General features: G+C 62.8%; 17 protein-coding genes and 1 pseudogene. 10 read left to right on the plus strand and 8 right to left on the minus strand.

Features of this window, described 5'->3' with window-relative positions; genetic code table 11:
- Positions 1-34: 34 nt before the first annotated feature.
- Positions 35-1,345 carry a hemolysin family protein gene (locus NKH95_RS24640; RefSeq protein ID WP_352555047.1) on the plus strand — a complete coding sequence of 437 codons (1,311 nt, stop codon included), beginning with the start codon at positions 35-37 and terminating at the stop codon, positions 1,343-1,345.
- Between the two features lie 27 nt (positions 1,346-1,372).
- Here NKH95_RS24640 and NKH95_RS24645 read toward each other — a convergent pair whose 3' ends face one another.
- On the minus strand, positions 1,373-1,765 hold the full coding sequence (locus NKH95_RS24645) for a hypothetical protein (RefSeq protein ID WP_352893490.1): 393 nt from the start codon (positions 1,763-1,765) through the stop codon (positions 1,373-1,375).
- Positions 1,766-1,829: 64 nt separating this feature from the next.
- Positions 1,830-2,651: an NAD(P)-dependent oxidoreductase gene (locus NKH95_RS24650; RefSeq protein ID WP_352893492.1), complete on the minus strand. Its 822-nt coding sequence runs from the start codon at positions 2,649-2,651 to the stop codon at positions 1,830-1,832.
- A gap of 129 nt (positions 2,652-2,780) precedes the next feature.
- On the opposite strand from NKH95_RS24650, the gene NKH95_RS24655 reads away from it, so the two are divergent.
- Complete coding sequence (locus NKH95_RS24655; protein ID WP_352893494.1) at positions 2,781-3,134, plus strand: winged helix-turn-helix transcriptional regulator; 354 nt, start codon at positions 2,781-2,783, stop codon at positions 3,132-3,134.
- Positions 3,135-3,354: 220 nt separating this feature from the next.
- Entirely contained in the window at positions 3,355-3,486 is a 132-nt protein-coding gene (locus NKH95_RS24660) for a hypothetical protein (RefSeq protein ID WP_352752079.1), read from the plus strand.
- 25 nt (positions 3,487-3,511) lie between these two features.
- Here NKH95_RS24660 and NKH95_RS24665 read toward each other — a convergent pair whose 3' ends face one another.
- Positions 3,512-3,766 carry a DUF1127 domain-containing protein gene (locus tag NKH95_RS24665; protein WP_023809755.1) on the minus strand — a complete coding sequence of 85 codons (255 nt, stop codon included), beginning with the start codon at positions 3,764-3,766 and terminating at the stop codon, positions 3,512-3,514.
- Positions 3,767-3,996: 230 nt separating this feature from the next.
- Here NKH95_RS24665 and NKH95_RS24670 point away from each other — a divergent pair, with 230 nt between their 5' ends.
- The gene (locus tag NKH95_RS24670) at positions 3,997-5,502 is read left to right on the plus strand and encodes a winged helix-turn-helix domain-containing tetratricopeptide repeat protein (protein ID WP_352893496.1); all 1,506 of its coding nucleotides are present in this window, start codon (positions 3,997-3,999) and stop codon (positions 5,500-5,502) included.
- Positions 5,503-5,557: 55 nt separating this feature from the next.
- On the opposite strand, the gene NKH95_RS24675 is transcribed toward NKH95_RS24670, so the two are convergent.
- Complete coding sequence (locus NKH95_RS24675; RefSeq protein WP_128303795.1) at positions 5,558-6,256, minus strand: CGNR zinc finger domain-containing protein; 699 nt, start codon at positions 6,254-6,256, stop codon at positions 5,558-5,560.
- 116 nt (positions 6,257-6,372) lie between these two features.
- Here NKH95_RS24675 and NKH95_RS24680 point away from each other — a divergent pair, with 116 nt between their 5' ends.
- Positions 6,373-7,281 carry an alpha/beta fold hydrolase gene (locus NKH95_RS24680; protein WP_352893499.1) on the plus strand — a complete coding sequence of 303 codons (909 nt, stop codon included), beginning with the start codon at positions 6,373-6,375 and terminating at the stop codon, positions 7,279-7,281.
- A 10-nt stretch (positions 7,282-7,291) separates the two neighbouring features.
- Here the strand turns inward: NKH95_RS24680 and NKH95_RS24685 are convergent, their stop codons facing one another.
- Positions 7,292-8,218 (minus strand): DMT family transporter, encoded by a 927-nt coding sequence (locus NKH95_RS24685; protein WP_023809759.1) that lies wholly within the window; start codon positions 8,216-8,218, stop codon positions 7,292-7,294.
- 109 nt (positions 8,219-8,327) lie between these two features.
- Positions 8,328-9,309: pseudogene (locus NKH95_RS24690) on the minus strand (quinone oxidoreductase family protein).
- 97 nt (positions 9,310-9,406) lie between these two features.
- On the opposite strand from NKH95_RS24690, the gene NKH95_RS24695 reads away from it, so the two are divergent.
- Both NKH95_RS24695 and NKH95_RS24700 read left to right on the plus strand, forming a co-directional pair.
- Positions 9,407-9,811, plus strand: a complete 405-nt coding sequence (locus NKH95_RS24695; protein WP_352893502.1) for a winged helix-turn-helix transcriptional regulator — start codon at positions 9,407-9,409, stop codon at positions 9,809-9,811.
- Between the two features lie 68 nt (positions 9,812-9,879).
- Positions 9,880-10,689 carry an MBL fold metallo-hydrolase gene (locus NKH95_RS24700; protein ID WP_352893504.1) on the plus strand — a complete coding sequence of 270 codons (810 nt, stop codon included), beginning with the start codon at positions 9,880-9,882 and terminating at the stop codon, positions 10,687-10,689.
- 62 nt (positions 10,690-10,751) lie between these two features.
- Here NKH95_RS24700 and NKH95_RS24705 read toward each other — a convergent pair whose 3' ends face one another.
- Positions 10,752-11,357 carry an NADPH-dependent FMN reductase gene (locus NKH95_RS24705; protein ID WP_023809763.1) on the minus strand — a complete coding sequence of 202 codons (606 nt, stop codon included), beginning with the start codon at positions 11,355-11,357 and terminating at the stop codon, positions 10,752-10,754.
- Between the two features lie 90 nt (positions 11,358-11,447).
- On the opposite strand from NKH95_RS24705, the gene NKH95_RS24710 reads away from it, so the two are divergent.
- Positions 11,448-11,816: a winged helix-turn-helix transcriptional regulator gene (locus NKH95_RS24710; RefSeq protein WP_352893506.1), complete on the plus strand. Its 369-nt coding sequence runs from the start codon at positions 11,448-11,450 to the stop codon at positions 11,814-11,816.
- A 151-nt stretch (positions 11,817-11,967) separates the two neighbouring features.
- Here NKH95_RS24710 and NKH95_RS24715 read toward each other — a convergent pair whose 3' ends face one another.
- Entirely contained in the window at positions 11,968-12,171 is a 204-nt protein-coding gene (locus tag NKH95_RS24715; RefSeq protein WP_352555037.1) for a hypothetical protein, read from the minus strand.
- A 221-nt stretch (positions 12,172-12,392) separates the two neighbouring features.
- Between NKH95_RS24715 and NKH95_RS24720 the strand changes: the two genes are divergently transcribed.
- Both NKH95_RS24720 and NKH95_RS24725 read left to right on the plus strand, forming a co-directional pair.
- A complete protein-coding gene (locus NKH95_RS24720) occupies positions 12,393-13,133 on the plus strand; it encodes a LuxR C-terminal-related transcriptional regulator (protein WP_352752067.1) in 741 nt (246 codons plus the stop codon).
- Between the two features lie 14 nt (positions 13,134-13,147).
- Positions 13,148-14,947, plus strand: a 1,800-nt coding sequence (locus NKH95_RS24725; protein ID WP_352893509.1) for a sensor histidine kinase, incomplete at its 3' end; no start/stop codon positions are given.

Raw genomic sequence — 14,947 nt, forward strand, 5'->3', positions numbered from 1 at the left:
TTCGAAGACCGCGCCGCAATGCTATTGACCGCTCATGTTATACGTAGAAATCGCTATCGTGGTCGTCCTCATCTGTGTGAACGGCCTTCTGTCGATGTCCGAACTTGCCATCGTCTCGTCGCGACCGGCCCGCCTGAAAGCGATGATCGACCGCGGCATCAATGGCGCCGGCCGCGCGCTCGAGCTTGGCTCGAATCCCGGCAAGTTCCTCTCCTCGGTGCAGATCGGCATCACCCTGGTCGGCGTCCTCTCCGGCGCCTTTTCCGGCGCCACGCTCGGCGAACGGCTGGCGCAGTTCCTGGCCTCGACCGGCATCCGCGAGACCGTCGCCGATCCGCTCGGCGTCGGCATCGTCGTCGCCATCATCACCTATTTCTCGCTGATCGTCGGCGAGCTGGTGCCCAAGCAGATTGCCTTGCGCGACCCAGAGCGGGTCGCCGCCAGGGTCGCTCCGGCAATGACCATCCTCGCCACCATCTCGGCGCCGCTGGTCTTCCTGCTCGACTTCTCCGGCCGCACCATATTGTGGCTGCTCGGCCAGCGCGGCGAAAGCGAGGAGAAAGTCACCGACGAGGAGATCAAGATGCTGGTCGCCGAGGCCGAGCATCACGGCACGATCGAATCGGACGAGCGGCGCATGATCGCCGGCGTCATGCGGCTTGGCGACCGCGCCGTGCGCGCGGTGATGACGCCGCGCACCGAGGTCGACTGGATCAATCTGCAATCCGACGAGGCGGCCATCCGCAAGCTGCTCATGGAAACGCAGCATTCGCGCCTGCCGGCAGGCGACGGCGGCGTCGACGTCATGGTCGGCGTCGTCCAGACGCGTGACGTGCTGGCCGCACTGCTTGCCGGCCGCGTGCTCGACCCGCGCAGGCATGTGCGCGCAGCCCCCATCGTCTACGACCAAGCCGACGCGCTGGATGTGCTGCAGAAGCTAAAGGAATCCGACGTGCCGATGGCGCTGGTGCATGACGAATACGGCCATTTCGAAGGCATCGTCACCCCGGCCGACATTCTGGAAGCCATCACCGGCGTGTTCCGCGCGGACACCGACGCCGGCGATGAGGAAAACGCGGTCAAGCGCGAGGACGGCTCGTGGCTGCTCGCCGGCTACATGCAGGCCGACGAGATGGCCGACATTCTCGGCATCGACCTGCCGGAAAACCGCGATTACGAAACCGTCGCCGGTTATGTGCTGTCGCACATGCACCATCTGCCGGCGACTGGCGAATGCGTCGACGCGCAGGGCTGGCGCTTCGAGGTGGTCGATCTCGACGGCCGCCGCATCGACAAACTGATCGCCACCCGCCTGCCCGGCGCCCACCGCGAGGCGGTGCGCTGACATGTTCGAATGTCAGCTTTTGACCGGTTAGCTGACGCCGCCCTCTGCCAGAGGTCGAACTGGTTTCAACAAACCGAAGAAGCCAATGATGCGCGTTATCCGTTTCTGCTCCTCATCTAGAAAAGCGATGTCCAGGCCCTCGGGTAAAGAGGAACCGTCAGGCATCACAAACTTCCACGCGAAGCGCGCGACGCCGTGATGAACATCCACGTTGCTGGTCCGCAGAATGCAGGCACCAGGATGCTTGCTCTGAATTCCTGCAATGTGGGCTAGCAGTTCTTTGGCACCAACAACGTGAACGGTTGGATCTGTATACGTCGCGCCATCGCTCAAGACCGATAGCAGCGACGCCCGCCGCTTCTCGGCGTTTTCGGTGGACCACGATGCACAATACTTATCAATGAGATGCGTCAAAGGCATGCTACTTCCCTGTCGCCAGAAAAATGCGAGAGCGCGGAGAAATCATCGTGCAAGTGGCCCGCCGCTATGGCCCGTTTGAATATCGCATCATACCATCGACTATTGAACGGTCGATTCCGCGGAACTGCATCAACTCCAACAGATGCTGCATTGCGCCGTGGTGCGCCGAGATCGCCGAGAGCGTTTCGTTATCGCTGGCAAATCGGCCAGCGCTCGTCCGCTTGATGAGGTCGGTCACCAGGCCGTCAATGACCGGCGCCGTCGCGGACCACTGCCGCGCCAGTTCACCCAGTTCGATCTCTTCGGCCTGCGACACGGCGATCGCATGGAGCGTCCCGAACAGAGCGCCCCACATGATAGCCAGTAGTGCGCTATCGAGCGCGTTCGCACGCCCTGGTTCTTCGCCAACATGCTGGACATTGCCACCCAAGGCGCGAAACACATCGCGGTTCGTGTCGAAAGCCTCCCTTGGCCCGGCAAGCAGGATGGTCCCGGCGTCCGTGCCGATATAATCCGGCGTCGCCATGATCGCGCCATCAAGGTAGTTTGCGCCGTGCTTCGTACACCATTCAGCGGCTTCCCGTGCGCCACTCGGCGTCCCCGAAGTCAACTCCACGATCAGCTTGCCGCGAATGGCTGAGGCGATGGCGTCACTGTGGAGAAGCGCTTTTGTCGCCTTATAGTCGCTGACATTCACAATGATGATCTCGCCTGCGTTCACGGCTTCCTCCACGGAGGACGCGGCGATTGCGCCCAGCCTGGCGAGTGGATCGGTCTTCTGTCTGGTTCTGTTCCAGACAGTCGTCGGATATCCCGACTGAAGCAGGCTGCCGGCGAGCGCCGAGCCCATACGGCCCGTTCCAATGACCGTGATTGAAAGCTTCATTCCACACTCCATATCAATTGGCGGCGTCAGACCGCGTTTTGCTGTGATCGTCTTGAGAGGTATGTCAAAACGAGCGGCGCGCGATACGCACCCGGGCGTAAGTGGTCACCAGAAGGTAAGGAACGCGCGATGAACAATTCCGCGGACAATGGCTTTGCAGCGGCCGTCAGGATGGTCGAAGGAAAGTGGAAAGTAGATCTCCTTTGCGAGCTCGGAACGGCGTCGCGCAGATTTGGTCGATTGAAACAGGCGCTTTCTGGCATCAGTGAAAAGATGCTGGCGCAACAATTGCGAGAACTGGAGGCCGACGGCCTTGTCGACCGTAAAGTCTTTTCCGTGGTTCCAGCGAAGGTAGTCTATTCGCTGACAGAACGCGGCGCGGCGCTCAACGCAGCAGCAGGTTCACTATGTCTGTGGGCCGAGCAATTCGGCCTGCCCGGCTGCCCTCAGATTGCCAATGGCGTACATATGGATGCCCTCTGATGCATGTCGCCCAAAGCGACCTCGGTTTGGGAGAACGACATGCATAAAAACGAGGATCTAAAACGCCTGAACCCGTTCGTACGGGACACGCTTCAGGGGTGCGACGCGCTGGATGTCCTGTCGAGATTAAAGGCGTTCCGATGGTGCTGGTCATGACGAGTACTACCGTTTCGCACCGCCACAACGGCCGGCATTCTCCCACCGGGCTCCGTCGCCGGCTATGTGCTGGCGCACATGCATCATGCCGGCGACTGGCGAATGCGTCGACGCGCAGGGCTGGCGCTTCGAGGTGGCGATCTCGACGGCCGCCGCATCCCGCCTGGCAGGCGCCCATCGCGAGGCGGTGCGCTGACGCCCGAGCAATTGCGGCATTCGCTCTATCGTTCCCAGAAGGACTTGGCGATCTCTCCCTCGACCTGCTCTATCGTCAGGCCGATATCGTCGATCAGATGCGGATTGTCCTTCGACATCTGCCTGAGTTGCCAGCGAAAGCGTATCCGTTCGCGCCAGGTCCGATCGTGCCAGCTCGCTATGATGCTTCGCAGGGTCTTCAGGAGCCGGCGCGATGCCGGCCGCACGGGCGTTCCCGGTCGCGCTGCACAACGCTGGGCTGATGCAAGTGTATTGGTCATGGCAACCTCCATATGGTTTGAGGGCCTAGGGCTCTCGATGAGGTTGAATTCTGCAGGATACGGACGGCGCCGTAATTAAGCCCTCCCAAATAGTTCTCAAAACTTCCAAACGAGCTAGAGCAGTTCACCGGTTCACGGAACCGGTAACCTACTCTAACCCTTTGTTTTGACGCAATTCCGAACAGAAAACCGCTTCACACTTTTCCTGGAATTGCTCTATAGATGCGTCTATGGGATCGCGTTTTGCCTTTGGTCCGTTCGTGCTTGATCCGGGTGCGGGAACGCTGCTTCGGAACGACGTCCCCGTTGCCGTTGGCTATCGCGGGCTGAGCCTGCTTGCAGCACTCGTCGGGCGGCCCGGTGAAATCTTGGGAAAGGCCGAGTTGATGGACGCTGCATGGCCGGGCACGGCCGTGGAGGAAGGCAACCTCACCGTCCAGATCGCGCAGTTGCGCAAGCTGCTTGGTCCTGTCGGCGAGAACGGCGAATGGATATCCACCGTTCCGCGCGTCGGCTACCGTTTCACGGGGGCCGTCGAACGGCTCGGCCAGGCCAAGCGAAAACCCTTGCCGCTGCCCGACAAACCATCGATAGCCGTGCTGCCCTTCGTCAATTTCAGCAACGATCCCGAGCAGGATTCCTTCGTGGACGGGTTGACCGAAGACCTGATCACCGACCTGTCCAGGATCTCCGGCCTGTTCGTCATCGCCCGCAACTCGACCTTTGCCTACAAGGGAAAAGCGATGGACGTGCGCGAGATCGCCGGGGACCTTGGCGTGCGCTACCTGCTGGAAGGCAGCGCAAGACGCGCCGCGGGGCGCGTGCGCATCAACGCACAGCTGGTTGACGCGGTGAGCGGCGATCATCTGTGGGCGGAACGCTTCGATCGCGGCCTGGACGACATCTTTGCCGTTCAGGACGAGGTGACGGCCAAGATCGTGGAGGCATTGCTTGGCCGTCTGCGCACGCTGCCGCCGCGCAACCGGCCCAGCAATCTCGAGGCTTACGATCTCTGCGTGCGGGCGCGCAAGCTGATCGACGACTCGCCGCAGATGGCGCAGGAAGCGCATCTGATGCTGACGCGCGCGGTGTCGCTCGATCCCGGATACGCCGAGCCCTATCGCTGGCTTGCCATGAACCACTGGATGGGACAGGTGCATTGGGGCGGACCAACCGAAGCTGCCCGCAGCGTTGCCTTGGAGCTGGCGCGCAAGGCTGTGGCGATCGATCCCAACGATGCTGGCTGTCGCTGGATCCTGGCCTACCTGCTTGCCTATGAGCGCAGCTTCGCCGAGGCGGATGCCGAATTCGCCAAGGCGATCGAGCTCGACCCGAACGAGGCCGACACCTGGGCGGCATTGTCCGACATCGCGGTCCTGGCCGGCCGGGTCGAAGAGGGTCTCGAGCACATCCGCAAGGCGTTCCGGCTGAACCCGTTTCCGGCGAGCTGGTACTATCTGACGCTCGGCCAGGCGCAATATGCGGCGCGCGACTATCAAGCCGCTATCGAGACGTTGCGCCGTGACGAGACCTATCGCACAAGCTCACGCCGTTTCCTGGCGGCAAGCCTGGCGCAACTCGGCCGGCTGGACGAGGCGCGCGCGGAGGCCGAGCTGTTTCTCGTCGGCAACCCGCATTTCACAACCCATCACTGGGCGACGACCGAGCCATTCCGCGACGCCGCTACGCTCGAGCATTTCGTCGATGGTTTTCGCAAGGCCGGTCTTCCGGAGTGACGCGCCGGCATCCGGCCTGCCCGCAGCAAAGGCGAAGTGGTGCGCTAACCCGGATCTAGGCATGGGCATGATCTCGGTGGCGCGAGACCTTCTCGCGGTTACCGCAGGTGCGCATGCTGCACCAGCGCCGCTTGCCGCCTCGCGACGTATCGAGGAAAAGCCAGCCACAGCGAGGGCAGGAATGCAGCCTGTCGCGCGGCAAGGTGAAGAACGCTTCGATGGACAGCATGGCCAGCAAGGCGGTGACGGCGTCCGGGTCCCGCCACCGGGCAAGGCCAAGCTCCGGCCTGGTGCGATCCAGCTCTATAGACCCGGCGGCAAGCGAGCTTGCCGTGCGCGAGAATAACACGCCTAGAGCAATTCCAGGAAAAGTGTGAAGCGGTTTTCCGTCCGGGATTGCGTCAAAACAAAGAGTTAGAGCAGCTCGCCGTTTCCGTGAAACGGTGAAAGGATCTAGCGGTTCGACCGCGGACGGTTTGCCCGCGGCGATTGACTCGAAGACCTGAAATGACGCCTCCCGCACTTCGCGGACCCGTTCCACGAACCGCCCATCCGCTATCTCGGCGACGGCCTGCGCCTGGCGATCGTCGGCAAGCCCTGAGGCGTTGAACCAGTTCGCAACATCCCGGACGGACTTAAACAGTTCATTATCAGCTGCTGGCACCCGCCGGTCGAACACGGCGTTCGACAGGTCCAAAGCGGGATGCCCGCCTATGAAGTGATCCGGCACCCATTCGGTGTGTGCATCGCCCATGGAACATAACCTCATTAGCCGGATTATACGGTTATGATGTAACCACTATCATACGGATATGTGGTGTCAAAGCCATAACACCGCCAGATCGGCGCGGAACCCCTGGGAGAGAGAGGATGTGCAGCAATCGTTACAAGACCCGCCACGAAACCATCAATGTCGACGGCCTCGACATCTTCTACCGTCATGCCGGCGATCCCGGCAGACCGGCAATCCTGCTGCTGCACGGATATCCGACTTCGTCGCACGTCTATCGCAATGTCATCGAACCGCTGGCGGAGACAGCCTATGTGGTGGCGCCGGATCTGCCCGGTTTCGGCTTTTCGTCCGCCCCTTCCATCGATGCTTATGACTACACGTTCGAGAACCTGGCCAACACGATAGAAGCCTTCATCGAGGCCCTCGGCCTCCAGCGATTCTTCCTCTACATCACTGACTTCGGCACGCCCGTCGGCTATCATCTCGCCACACGGCGGCCGGATCGCATCCTCGGCCTGATCGCGCAGGACAGCAACGCTCATGACGAGGGGCTGGGACCGGAATGGGACGCGCCGAAGGCGTTCTTCGCCGAACCGACTGAAGAAAACCGCGCCAAACTGCCGGACTGGATGAATTTCGAGGGGACCCGGAACCAATATATCGGCGGTCTCCCCGAGCGTCTGAAGGTGTTGTTTCCGCCCGAGGGTTGGTATCTCGATACGGAGCGTCTGGCGAGGCCCGGCAACACCGACATTCAGTTCGAACTCTTCACCGATTATGGCTCGCACATCGCCCGCTTCCCGGCCATCCAGGCCTATCTCCGCGACCAACAGCCAGCATGCCTCGTGCTGTGGGGACGGCACGAGGCCTTCTTCGCGCTGGACGAGATCATGGCCTACAGCCGCGACCTCGACGCAGTCGAAATCCATGTCTTTGAGAGCGGACACATGCTTCTCGAAACGCATCATCGCCAATGCGCGGCTCTCATCGCTCACTTCATCCACGAGGTGGAGACTGGGGTATTTCGCGAACCTGCCGGGCGCTGAACGTCGGCGCTCAAACCGCCACTTCGATGGGCTCGGCAAGCCTGGGATTGGCCCGCGCGGCGATCAGGCAGCCGGCGACGATCAGGCACGCTCCGGTCAAGGTGGTCCAGGTCGCCTCCTCGCCGAAGAAGAACCAGCCGAGCGCGACCGCCCAGATAAAGGCCGAGTATTCCGTCGGGATCAGATATTGCGCTTCGGCGCGGGCGTAGGACCAGCTCATCAGGAACTGCCCGGCAAGCGACAGCACCGTCACCCCGGCCAAAGGAAGCCAAAGATTGCTCGGTAGGGCGACGGCAAGCCAGGGTGCTGCGAGGCCGAGGAGGATGGCAACGCAAAGGTTCTGGAACAGCATGATCTCGATGGGCTTGGCCAACTGCGCCTGTTGCCGGGCGAGGATCAGATTGTAGCCGTAGAACACCGTCGACACGAGCACCGCTGCCGTGCCGAGCATGGCATCTTGCGAATAGTCTGCCTTCCCGAACTGGCCGGCCATGATGATGGCGACACCGGCAATGCCGGCCAAAGATGCCCAGACAGCCTGGCGCCGGATCCGTTCGCCCAGCAGCAGCGCGGCGAGAAACAGGGCAAACAAGGGCGCCACGAAACTGAGCCCGATCGCCTCCGCGAGCGGCAGCCTGGCCAAGCCCCAGAAGAAGGATATCAGGACGATGCCGACAATCGCGGCACGCAGCGCATGCAGCCTCAGCACCGGAACGGTTGGCGTTAGGCGCGGTCCCGCCAACCAGGCCGCGCCCGCGACCACGGTCGCGACCATGCTGCGCCACAGCAAGGTGTTGTAGACGCCGACCGCGATGACCAGGATCTTCATCGCCGCATCCATCCCGGACAGCAGGAAGATCGCAAGCGCGCAAACGAGCACCGGGATCATCGGGGAAACGGCGCCGGTCAGGCTGGATGTCTTCACGGCTTCACTCATGTGACGGATTGCAGCCGGATATATCAGGCCACAGGGCGCGACCAGATGGCAGTCCCGTCGATGTAGCAGTCCAACCCCGATTGGCGTCGTGTTCGCGGCTATCGCCATATCAGGGTATCAGTACCACCTTCCCGGTCGACCGGCGCTCATCCAGCAACCGGTGCGCTTCCCCGGCCTGGTCGAGCCGGAATCTGCCGCCGATCGTGACCTGCAGTTGGCCGCCTGCCGCCATTTGGAACAGTTCGGACAGGCTGGCTTTCAGCACATCGGCAGACAGCAGCGGCAGCAGCGCGAAACCCCTGAGTGACTGGTTGCGGCCGATCAACTGCTCCAGATCGGAGGCAGCGAGGCCAAAGCGCCCGAGCGCAGCAAACACCAGTTCGCCGCCAGGGCGCCAAGGCCTCAAGCAAGGCAGCGGTCAGCGCACCGCCGACTGTGTCGTAGATGATGTTGGCGCCCTCCCCGCCGGTGAGGTCGCGGACGCGAGCGGGCCAGTCCGGCTTGGTATAGTCGACTGCGGCATCGGCGCCGAGCGACAAGACGAAATCCAGCTTTGCCTTGCCGCCGGCGGCTGCGATCACCTGGCGTGCGCCCTTCAGCCTGGCCAGTTGGACAAGCAGCGTTCCCACACCGCCCGATGCGGCCGGCACCAGCACCGCCTTGTCATCGGGCGGGCTTTGCCGAAGCAGATGAAGGGCCGTCAGCCCCTGCACCATCAGCGCCGTGGCAGCCTCGAACGGCAGCGCATCCGGCAGCGGCACGACGAGATCGGCTGACATCGTCACCTGCTCCGCATAGCCGCTGTGGGGACGCTGCGACATGAACAAAGGCGCGGCCACGCGGCGACCCAGCAATTGCGCATCCACACCTTGCCCGACGGCCTCGACGACACCCGCCGCCTCGACGCCCGGGATCATCGGCAGTTGCGGCGTCACCGCGTAGCGGTTCGCGCGCATCAGCACTTCGAAGAAGTTGATCCCGGCGGCGTGGACACGGATCAGCACCTCGCCGGACTGCGGCACCGGCGCCGGCAGATCGACCACCTCCAGCACCTCGGGACCGCCGAAGCGGCTGAGTTGAATGGCTTTCATGGCAAACTCCGATCGCACTGGCATCGGCAGCGGTTTGCCACTATCTGCGGAGCCTCGACTACACACTCATTTGTCCCCTGCTGACCAGGAGGTGACCATGCCAGATTCCAAGAGAATGCCGATCAAAAGACTGCCGATGCTGCCGGCGGAACGGGCGCTGAAAGTGATCGCCGGTCGCTGGAAGGCGGTCATCCTCTACCATCTCTTCGATGGTCCCCGGCGCCTGTCGGCGCTCAAGACGCTGATGCCGGGCATCACCCAGAAAGTGCTGATCCAGCAGCTGCGCGAAATGGAAGAGCACGGCCTGGTCAGCCGTGAAATCTTCGCCGAAGTGCCATCGCGCGTCGAATATTCGGCGACGCGCCTCGGCCTCAGCCTCGAGCCGATCCTGCTGGCGCTCTGCCAATGGGGCCAGCACCACGCCGACGAGTTGAACGAGACGAACCGCCTCGCAGACTGCATCATACGGCCGAGGCAGGCGACGCCTGCACAAATGGCATAAATCGAATTGACGGGGCGACGCGGGTTGCCCGTCGCAGGTTGTCGATTGTCCACAGAACGGATCGGAAAATGCACCGCATAGCTTCGGGCGACCTTTATCAGACCTACGATCTTGGTGACTTGCGCATCACCTCCTTGCGCGATGGCTATGTCGACATGCCGATCGGACGGCTTCGGCAACGCGGCGACAAGCCATTTGGCGATGAATTGCCGCAACAAGTCGCGTTGGTTGGTGGTCAACTCAGGCTTTCCGTCAATGCCTTCGCGATTGACGATGGAAACGGGATCATCTTGATCGATACCGGCGCCTCGAACGCCTGGCATCCCTCCATGGGCCGACTTCCCGAGGCGCTGGACGAAGCTGGCATCGATGCAAGACGAGTCCGTACCGTCTGCTTCACCCACACGCATCTCGACCACATCCATGGTCTTGTGCTTGCCGACGGCCGCGACGCTTTCCCGCGCTTGGCGCGCTTGCTCGTTCCCGGGGAAGAACTCGGCTTTTTTCGCGCCGAAGCGCGGCTCGAACGATTTCACGGCACGGCGGAACCCTTCGAAGCCGGAGACCGTATCGGGACACATGTCGACATTGTCGGCGCTCATGGCCATGAAGCGGGACACAGCTGCTTTCGTGTTTCTGCCGGCGGCGAACGCATTTTGATCTGGGGCGACACCGTTCACGTCCCATCGCTTCAGTTCGATCGACCTGAGGTGACATGGGAATTCGACGCCGATCAGGACCAGGCGCGCGAAAGCCGGTTGCGGTTGCTGGCGCTTGCAGCCGACGATCATTGTTTCGTCGCCGGCGCGCATCTGGATTCGCCCGGTGTCGGCCGCGTCGTCCGATCCGGCGCCAGCTTTCAATTCGAGCCGCTATAATTGAAAAAGGGCGGCGCAAGACGCCGCCCCCGGATCCTTGGGAGGATAATTCGAATTGGCGGTCAGGCCGCCTTGACTTCCTCGGCAACGGCGTCGGCCTGACGCGCCGCCTTGAGCACCTTGGCCCACCACGCAACATCGTTGACCAGCGCGGTGGCGGCCTGGTTCAGATGCTCGAGGTCTTCCAGCTTCTTCTCGCCCTGGCGGACGGCGAGGAAATCGCCCCAGGCGATATGGACGGCCGACTTGACCGGCGCCATCTGCAATTCGACGGCATACAGTCTAAGCTGTTCGACGGCACGCGAGCCGCCGACGCTGCCATAACCGACGAAGCCGGCCGGCTTCTTGTTCCATTCATTGGCGGCGTAGTCGATGGCGTTCTTCAGCACGGCCGTCGGGCCATGATTGTATTCGGCGGCGGTGAAGATGAAGCCGTCGAATTCGGCGACCTTCTTCTGCCAGCGCTGTGCCACTTCGTTCTGCGATGGCGCCCAGGCGGAGGATGCGACCTCGTCGAAGAACGGCAGCGGGAAGTCGCGCAGGTCGACGATCTCGACATCGATGTCGGCATGCGACTTGGCGATCTTGGCGATCCACTGGGTTGGCACATCGGCGAAACGAGCGGCGCGCGTCGATCCGACGACGATGGCAATTTTGGGTTTGGACATAAGGGGCTCTCCTTGCACGAAGTACTGGTATCATTTGGATACCTGCGCTATATGAGATACTGCAAACGCGATGCACAAGAAGGCACTTTTTTGTTACCGAGGCACCCACACCGCACCGAGGACTGCCGCGCCATCTCGGAAATCCTGCAGCGCGTCGGCGACAAATGGACTGTTCTGGTCGTCGGCAAGCTGGGCGACGGACCGATGCGTTTCAATGAATTGCGCGCCGCCGTCGGCGGCATCTCGCAGAAAATGCTGACCACCACCTTGCGCGGCCTGGAGCGTGACGGCTTCGTCACCCGCACCGTGTTTCCAACCATTCCGCCGCGCGTCGATTATGAGCTGACCGAGCTCGGCCACGAGCTGCTGATCCCCGTCAGCGCACTGAGCGAATGGGCGCGCGCGAACACCATGCGCGTCAAGGCGGCGCGCGAAAAATTCGACGTCACGCACGCCTGAAACCCTTCCGCCGCAAGGGATTCAGCCCCGCACGCAACATCCGGCTTGCCTGATCGGAAATTCTATCTCGGCTGCGCGGATCGTTGCCCGAATGCACGCGCCGTTTTGGCTGGCAGATTGCCGCTCATGCCGGTCCGCTGACGGCTGCCGCTCAGGCTCCTGACATGCGGACATCGCATCGCGCCGCGGCACAGGTATCACACCGTGCGCCCCGCTCGCCGGGAGCCTTGTCCTCATGCGTGCAGGCAATGCGCGAGATGTCTTCCTTCACCTCCGCGTAGGCGGTCACGCCGAGCAGGCAGGTCGTCGCGACAAGAGCTGCCACCAGCCAACCGTTCAGCAGATGTTGACGCATTGTCTCTCCTCCGATTGCAGCAGGATCGGGCATGGAGGCAACCGTTGGATGTCGCGAAACGGGTCCGCTACATGGCCCCTGTTACAAACGGCCATCCCCGGCTCGCTCTACCTGATCCCAGCTATGTCGGCGTCAACCGATCCATGGCAGACTGGTACGATCGGCTGGGTATTTTCCGCCCCGGCTGCTACCGGTGAAAGCCGCCATTCGCGTCGAGGTTCATGTCGTACAAGGAATATCCCGCCATCGACCTGCCCCCATCGGAAGCACTGCTGCCGAGCCCGCTGCTTGTCGTCGAGGACGAGCCGATGATGCAGGTGCGGTTGCGCTCGATCCTGAAGGGCCTTGGCTATGCTCAGGAGGAGCTGTTTTTCGCCGGGTCGATCGCGCAGGCCAGGACCCTGCTCGTCGACCAGCCCTTTGCCATGGCGCTGGTCGATGTCGGCCTGCCCGATGGCAACGGCATCGACCTTATCGGCTCCCTGCACGAGCATGACGCGGCGCTGCCGATCCTCGTCATCTCGGCCTGGAGCAACGAAAACACCATCCTCGAGGCCCTACGTGCCGGCGCGACCGGCTACCTCCTGAAGGAGCGCGACGACATCGAGCTTTCGCTTTCGATCCGCAGCACCATCCGCGGCGGCGCGCCGATCGATCCCTTCATCGCCCGGCGCATCCTGGAACTGGTGTCGGCGCCGGCGCCGACCGGGCGTGCCCGTCCTTCCACCGACAGGCCGGGGCGCGGCAAGCCCGCGCTTGCGCCGCCGCCTCCCTTGACGCCGCGCGAGATCGAGATCCTCAACCTCGTTGCCAAGGGGCTTACCAATCGAGAGATTTCGGGAGTCCTTTCCCTCTCCAGGTTCACGGTCGAATGCCACATTCGCAACATCTACAAGAAGCTGTCGGTCAAATCCCGGACGGAAGCGATCTTCGAGGCGCGGTCGCAAGGCTTCTTGCCCTGATATTCCTGCTCCTCGTGCCGGGCGGCATCGCCTTTGCCGCCGGCGGGGCCGTGCCGTTCAAGACGATCGAGGCCGTGAGATCCGGCTGGGACGCCGCCGCGCCGCCGGCCACCGGCTGGACCAGCGTGACCTTGCCCGACGACTGGACGACGCGCTGGCCCGGTTTCGACGGCGTGGTCTGGTATCGCCTCACCTTCGACAGGCCCGACGCGGCCGAACCGCTGGGCCTCGCGCTGAACTACTGGACACTGGCCGGATCGATCTCGGTCAACGGCGCGGAACTCGGCCGCGACGAATTCCTCGTCGAGCCGTTGACGCGCTCATGGAACGTGCCCCGCTACTGGCAGCTCGCGGCCCCGGTTCTGCATGCCGGCACCAACACGCTGCTGATCAGGGTCTCGGGCCTGGCGCCATACCAGCCAGGCCTTGGTCCGGTCCTGATCGGCCCGCCTTCGGCGACGCGTGCTCATTTTGTCCAGCAATTCTGGATTCGCCGCGAGCTGCCGGTCTTCTATCTCGGCGTCACCGCGGCGCTTGGCACCTTCTTTTTCGTCGTCTGGCTGCTGCGCCGAAGCCTGAAGGCCTATGGCTGGTTCGCCCTGATGACGATTGCGTGGTTTTGCTATTCGCTCAATTTCGTGGTGACGAGCCCTTGGCCGTTCGGGGCGACCGACACATGGCAGCGTTTCATCATGCTCTCCTTCATGGTCATGGCCGCCGCCTTCGTGCTGTTTGTCATCCGCTTTGCCGAGCGCCGCTTTCCCCGAGGGGAAGCCGTGCTATGGACCGCGCTGGCGATCGGCGCCGCAGCCCTGTTTGCCACGCCGCATTCCCAGCTCGGCCCGATGCTCAACCTGCTGGCCTTGTCCTGGTCGCTGCTTTATATCGGCGCCTGTTTCCTGTCGATCGGCCTGACCTGGCGCAGCGCTCGCCTGGACCACATCGTCCTCCATATCGTCAACGCGTTCACCATCGTGGCCATCCTGCATGACCTGATGACCTATCTCGGCATACTTCTTGGCAATGTCTACTACGTCACGCTGACATCCCAGTTCCAGATGGTCGGCATGGCGCTGGTGCTGGCCTGGAACTTCGTCGCCAACATGCGCCGCATCGAGGGGTTCAACGATGAGCTCACGGCCAAGATCGAAACCGCCAGGAAAGAACTCGCCCTCACGCTGCATCAGCAGCATGAGGTCATTTTGGCCAACACCAGGCTGGCCGAGCGCGTGTCCCTTTCGCACAATCTGCACGACGGCATGGGTGGCACCCTGGTCAATTCGATCGCCATGCTGGAACAGGCGCCGCAGAACCTGCCGGCCGATCGCTTCCTGTCCGTCCTCAAGGAACTGCGCGACGAGTTGCGGGTGATCATCGACACCGCCGCCGACGACCAGACGGGCGGCCAGTCTCTGGCCGAGTGGATCGCACCGCTGCGCCGCCGCCACACGCTGGCATGTGAAAGCCGCGACATCGATTGCGTGTGGAACCTGACCGGGCTGGAGGACTGCCACCTGTCGCTCGCGCGAAGCCTCGATCTCGTCCGCATCCTGCAGGAGGGCCTGACCAACGTGCTCAAGCACAGCCAGGCAAGCTGCGTCGTCATCGACCTGCACCGGCGCGGCGAGACGCTGAGCCTGATGATCCACGACGACGGCGTCGGCTTCGATGCCGCCTCGGAAGCGCCCGTCCCGGGCACCGGGCGGGGCGGGGTTGGGGGGGGGGCCGGGCGGGGGGGGGGGCCGCGGGAAACGGGGTGGCGGCGGGGGGGAACCCTTGTTGGCCGTGTGTTTGCCGCCGGCGGCATTTCAGGG

The sequence above is a fragment of the Mesorhizobium sp. M0848 genome, from assembly GCF_040319805.1.
Lineage (GTDB): Bacteria > Pseudomonadota > Alphaproteobacteria > Rhizobiales > Rhizobiaceae > Mesorhizobium.

What these genes read in the sequence shown, in the direction of transcription:
- NKH95_RS24720 (WP_352752067.1), top strand. Translation starts at nt 12,393, where the DNA reads ATGTCGTACAAGGAATATCCCGCCATCGACCTGCCCCCATCGGAAGCA.
- NKH95_RS24645 (WP_352893490.1), bottom strand. Translation starts at nt 1,765, where the DNA reads ATGCCTTTGACGCATCTCATTGATAAGTATTGTGCATCGTGGTCCACC.
- NKH95_RS24700 (WP_352893504.1), top strand. Translation starts at nt 9,880, where the DNA reads ATGCACCGCATAGCTTCGGGCGACCTTTATCAGACCTACGATCTTGGT.
- NKH95_RS24640 (WP_352555047.1), top strand. Translation starts at nt 35, where the DNA reads ATGTTATACGTAGAAATCGCTATCGTGGTCGTCCTCATCTGTGTGAAC.
- NKH95_RS24680 (WP_352893499.1), top strand. Translation starts at nt 6,373, where the DNA reads ATGTGCAGCAATCGTTACAAGACCCGCCACGAAACCATCAATGTCGAC.
- NKH95_RS24675 (WP_128303795.1), bottom strand. Translation starts at nt 6,256, where the DNA reads ATGGGCGATGCACACACCGAATGGGTGCCGGATCACTTCATAGGCGGG.
- NKH95_RS24655 (WP_352893494.1), top strand. Translation starts at nt 2,781, where the DNA reads ATGAACAATTCCGCGGACAATGGCTTTGCAGCGGCCGTCAGGATGGTC.
- NKH95_RS24650 (WP_352893492.1), bottom strand. Translation starts at nt 2,651, where the DNA reads ATGAAGCTTTCAATCACGGTCATTGGAACGGGCCGTATGGGCTCGGCG.
- NKH95_RS24665 (WP_023809755.1), bottom strand. Translation starts at nt 3,766, where the DNA reads ATGACCAATACACTTGCATCAGCCCAGCGTTGTGCAGCGCGACCGGGA.
- NKH95_RS24695 (WP_352893502.1), top strand. Translation starts at nt 9,407, where the DNA reads ATGCCAGATTCCAAGAGAATGCCGATCAAAAGACTGCCGATGCTGCCG.
- NKH95_RS24660 (WP_352752079.1), top strand. Translation starts at nt 3,355, where the DNA reads ATGTGCTGGCGCACATGCATCATGCCGGCGACTGGCGAATGCGTCGAC.
- NKH95_RS24715 (WP_352555037.1), bottom strand. Translation starts at nt 12,171, where the DNA reads ATGCGTCAACATCTGCTGAACGGTTGGCTGGTGGCAGCTCTTGTCGCG.
- NKH95_RS24670 (WP_352893496.1), top strand. Translation starts at nt 3,997, where the DNA reads ATGGGATCGCGTTTTGCCTTTGGTCCGTTCGTGCTTGATCCGGGTGCG.
- NKH95_RS24705 (WP_023809763.1), bottom strand. Translation starts at nt 11,357, where the DNA reads ATGTCCAAACCCAAAATTGCCATCGTCGTCGGATCGACGCGCGCCGCT.
- NKH95_RS24685 (WP_023809759.1), bottom strand. Translation starts at nt 8,218, where the DNA reads ATGAGTGAAGCCGTGAAGACATCCAGCCTGACCGGCGCCGTTTCCCCG.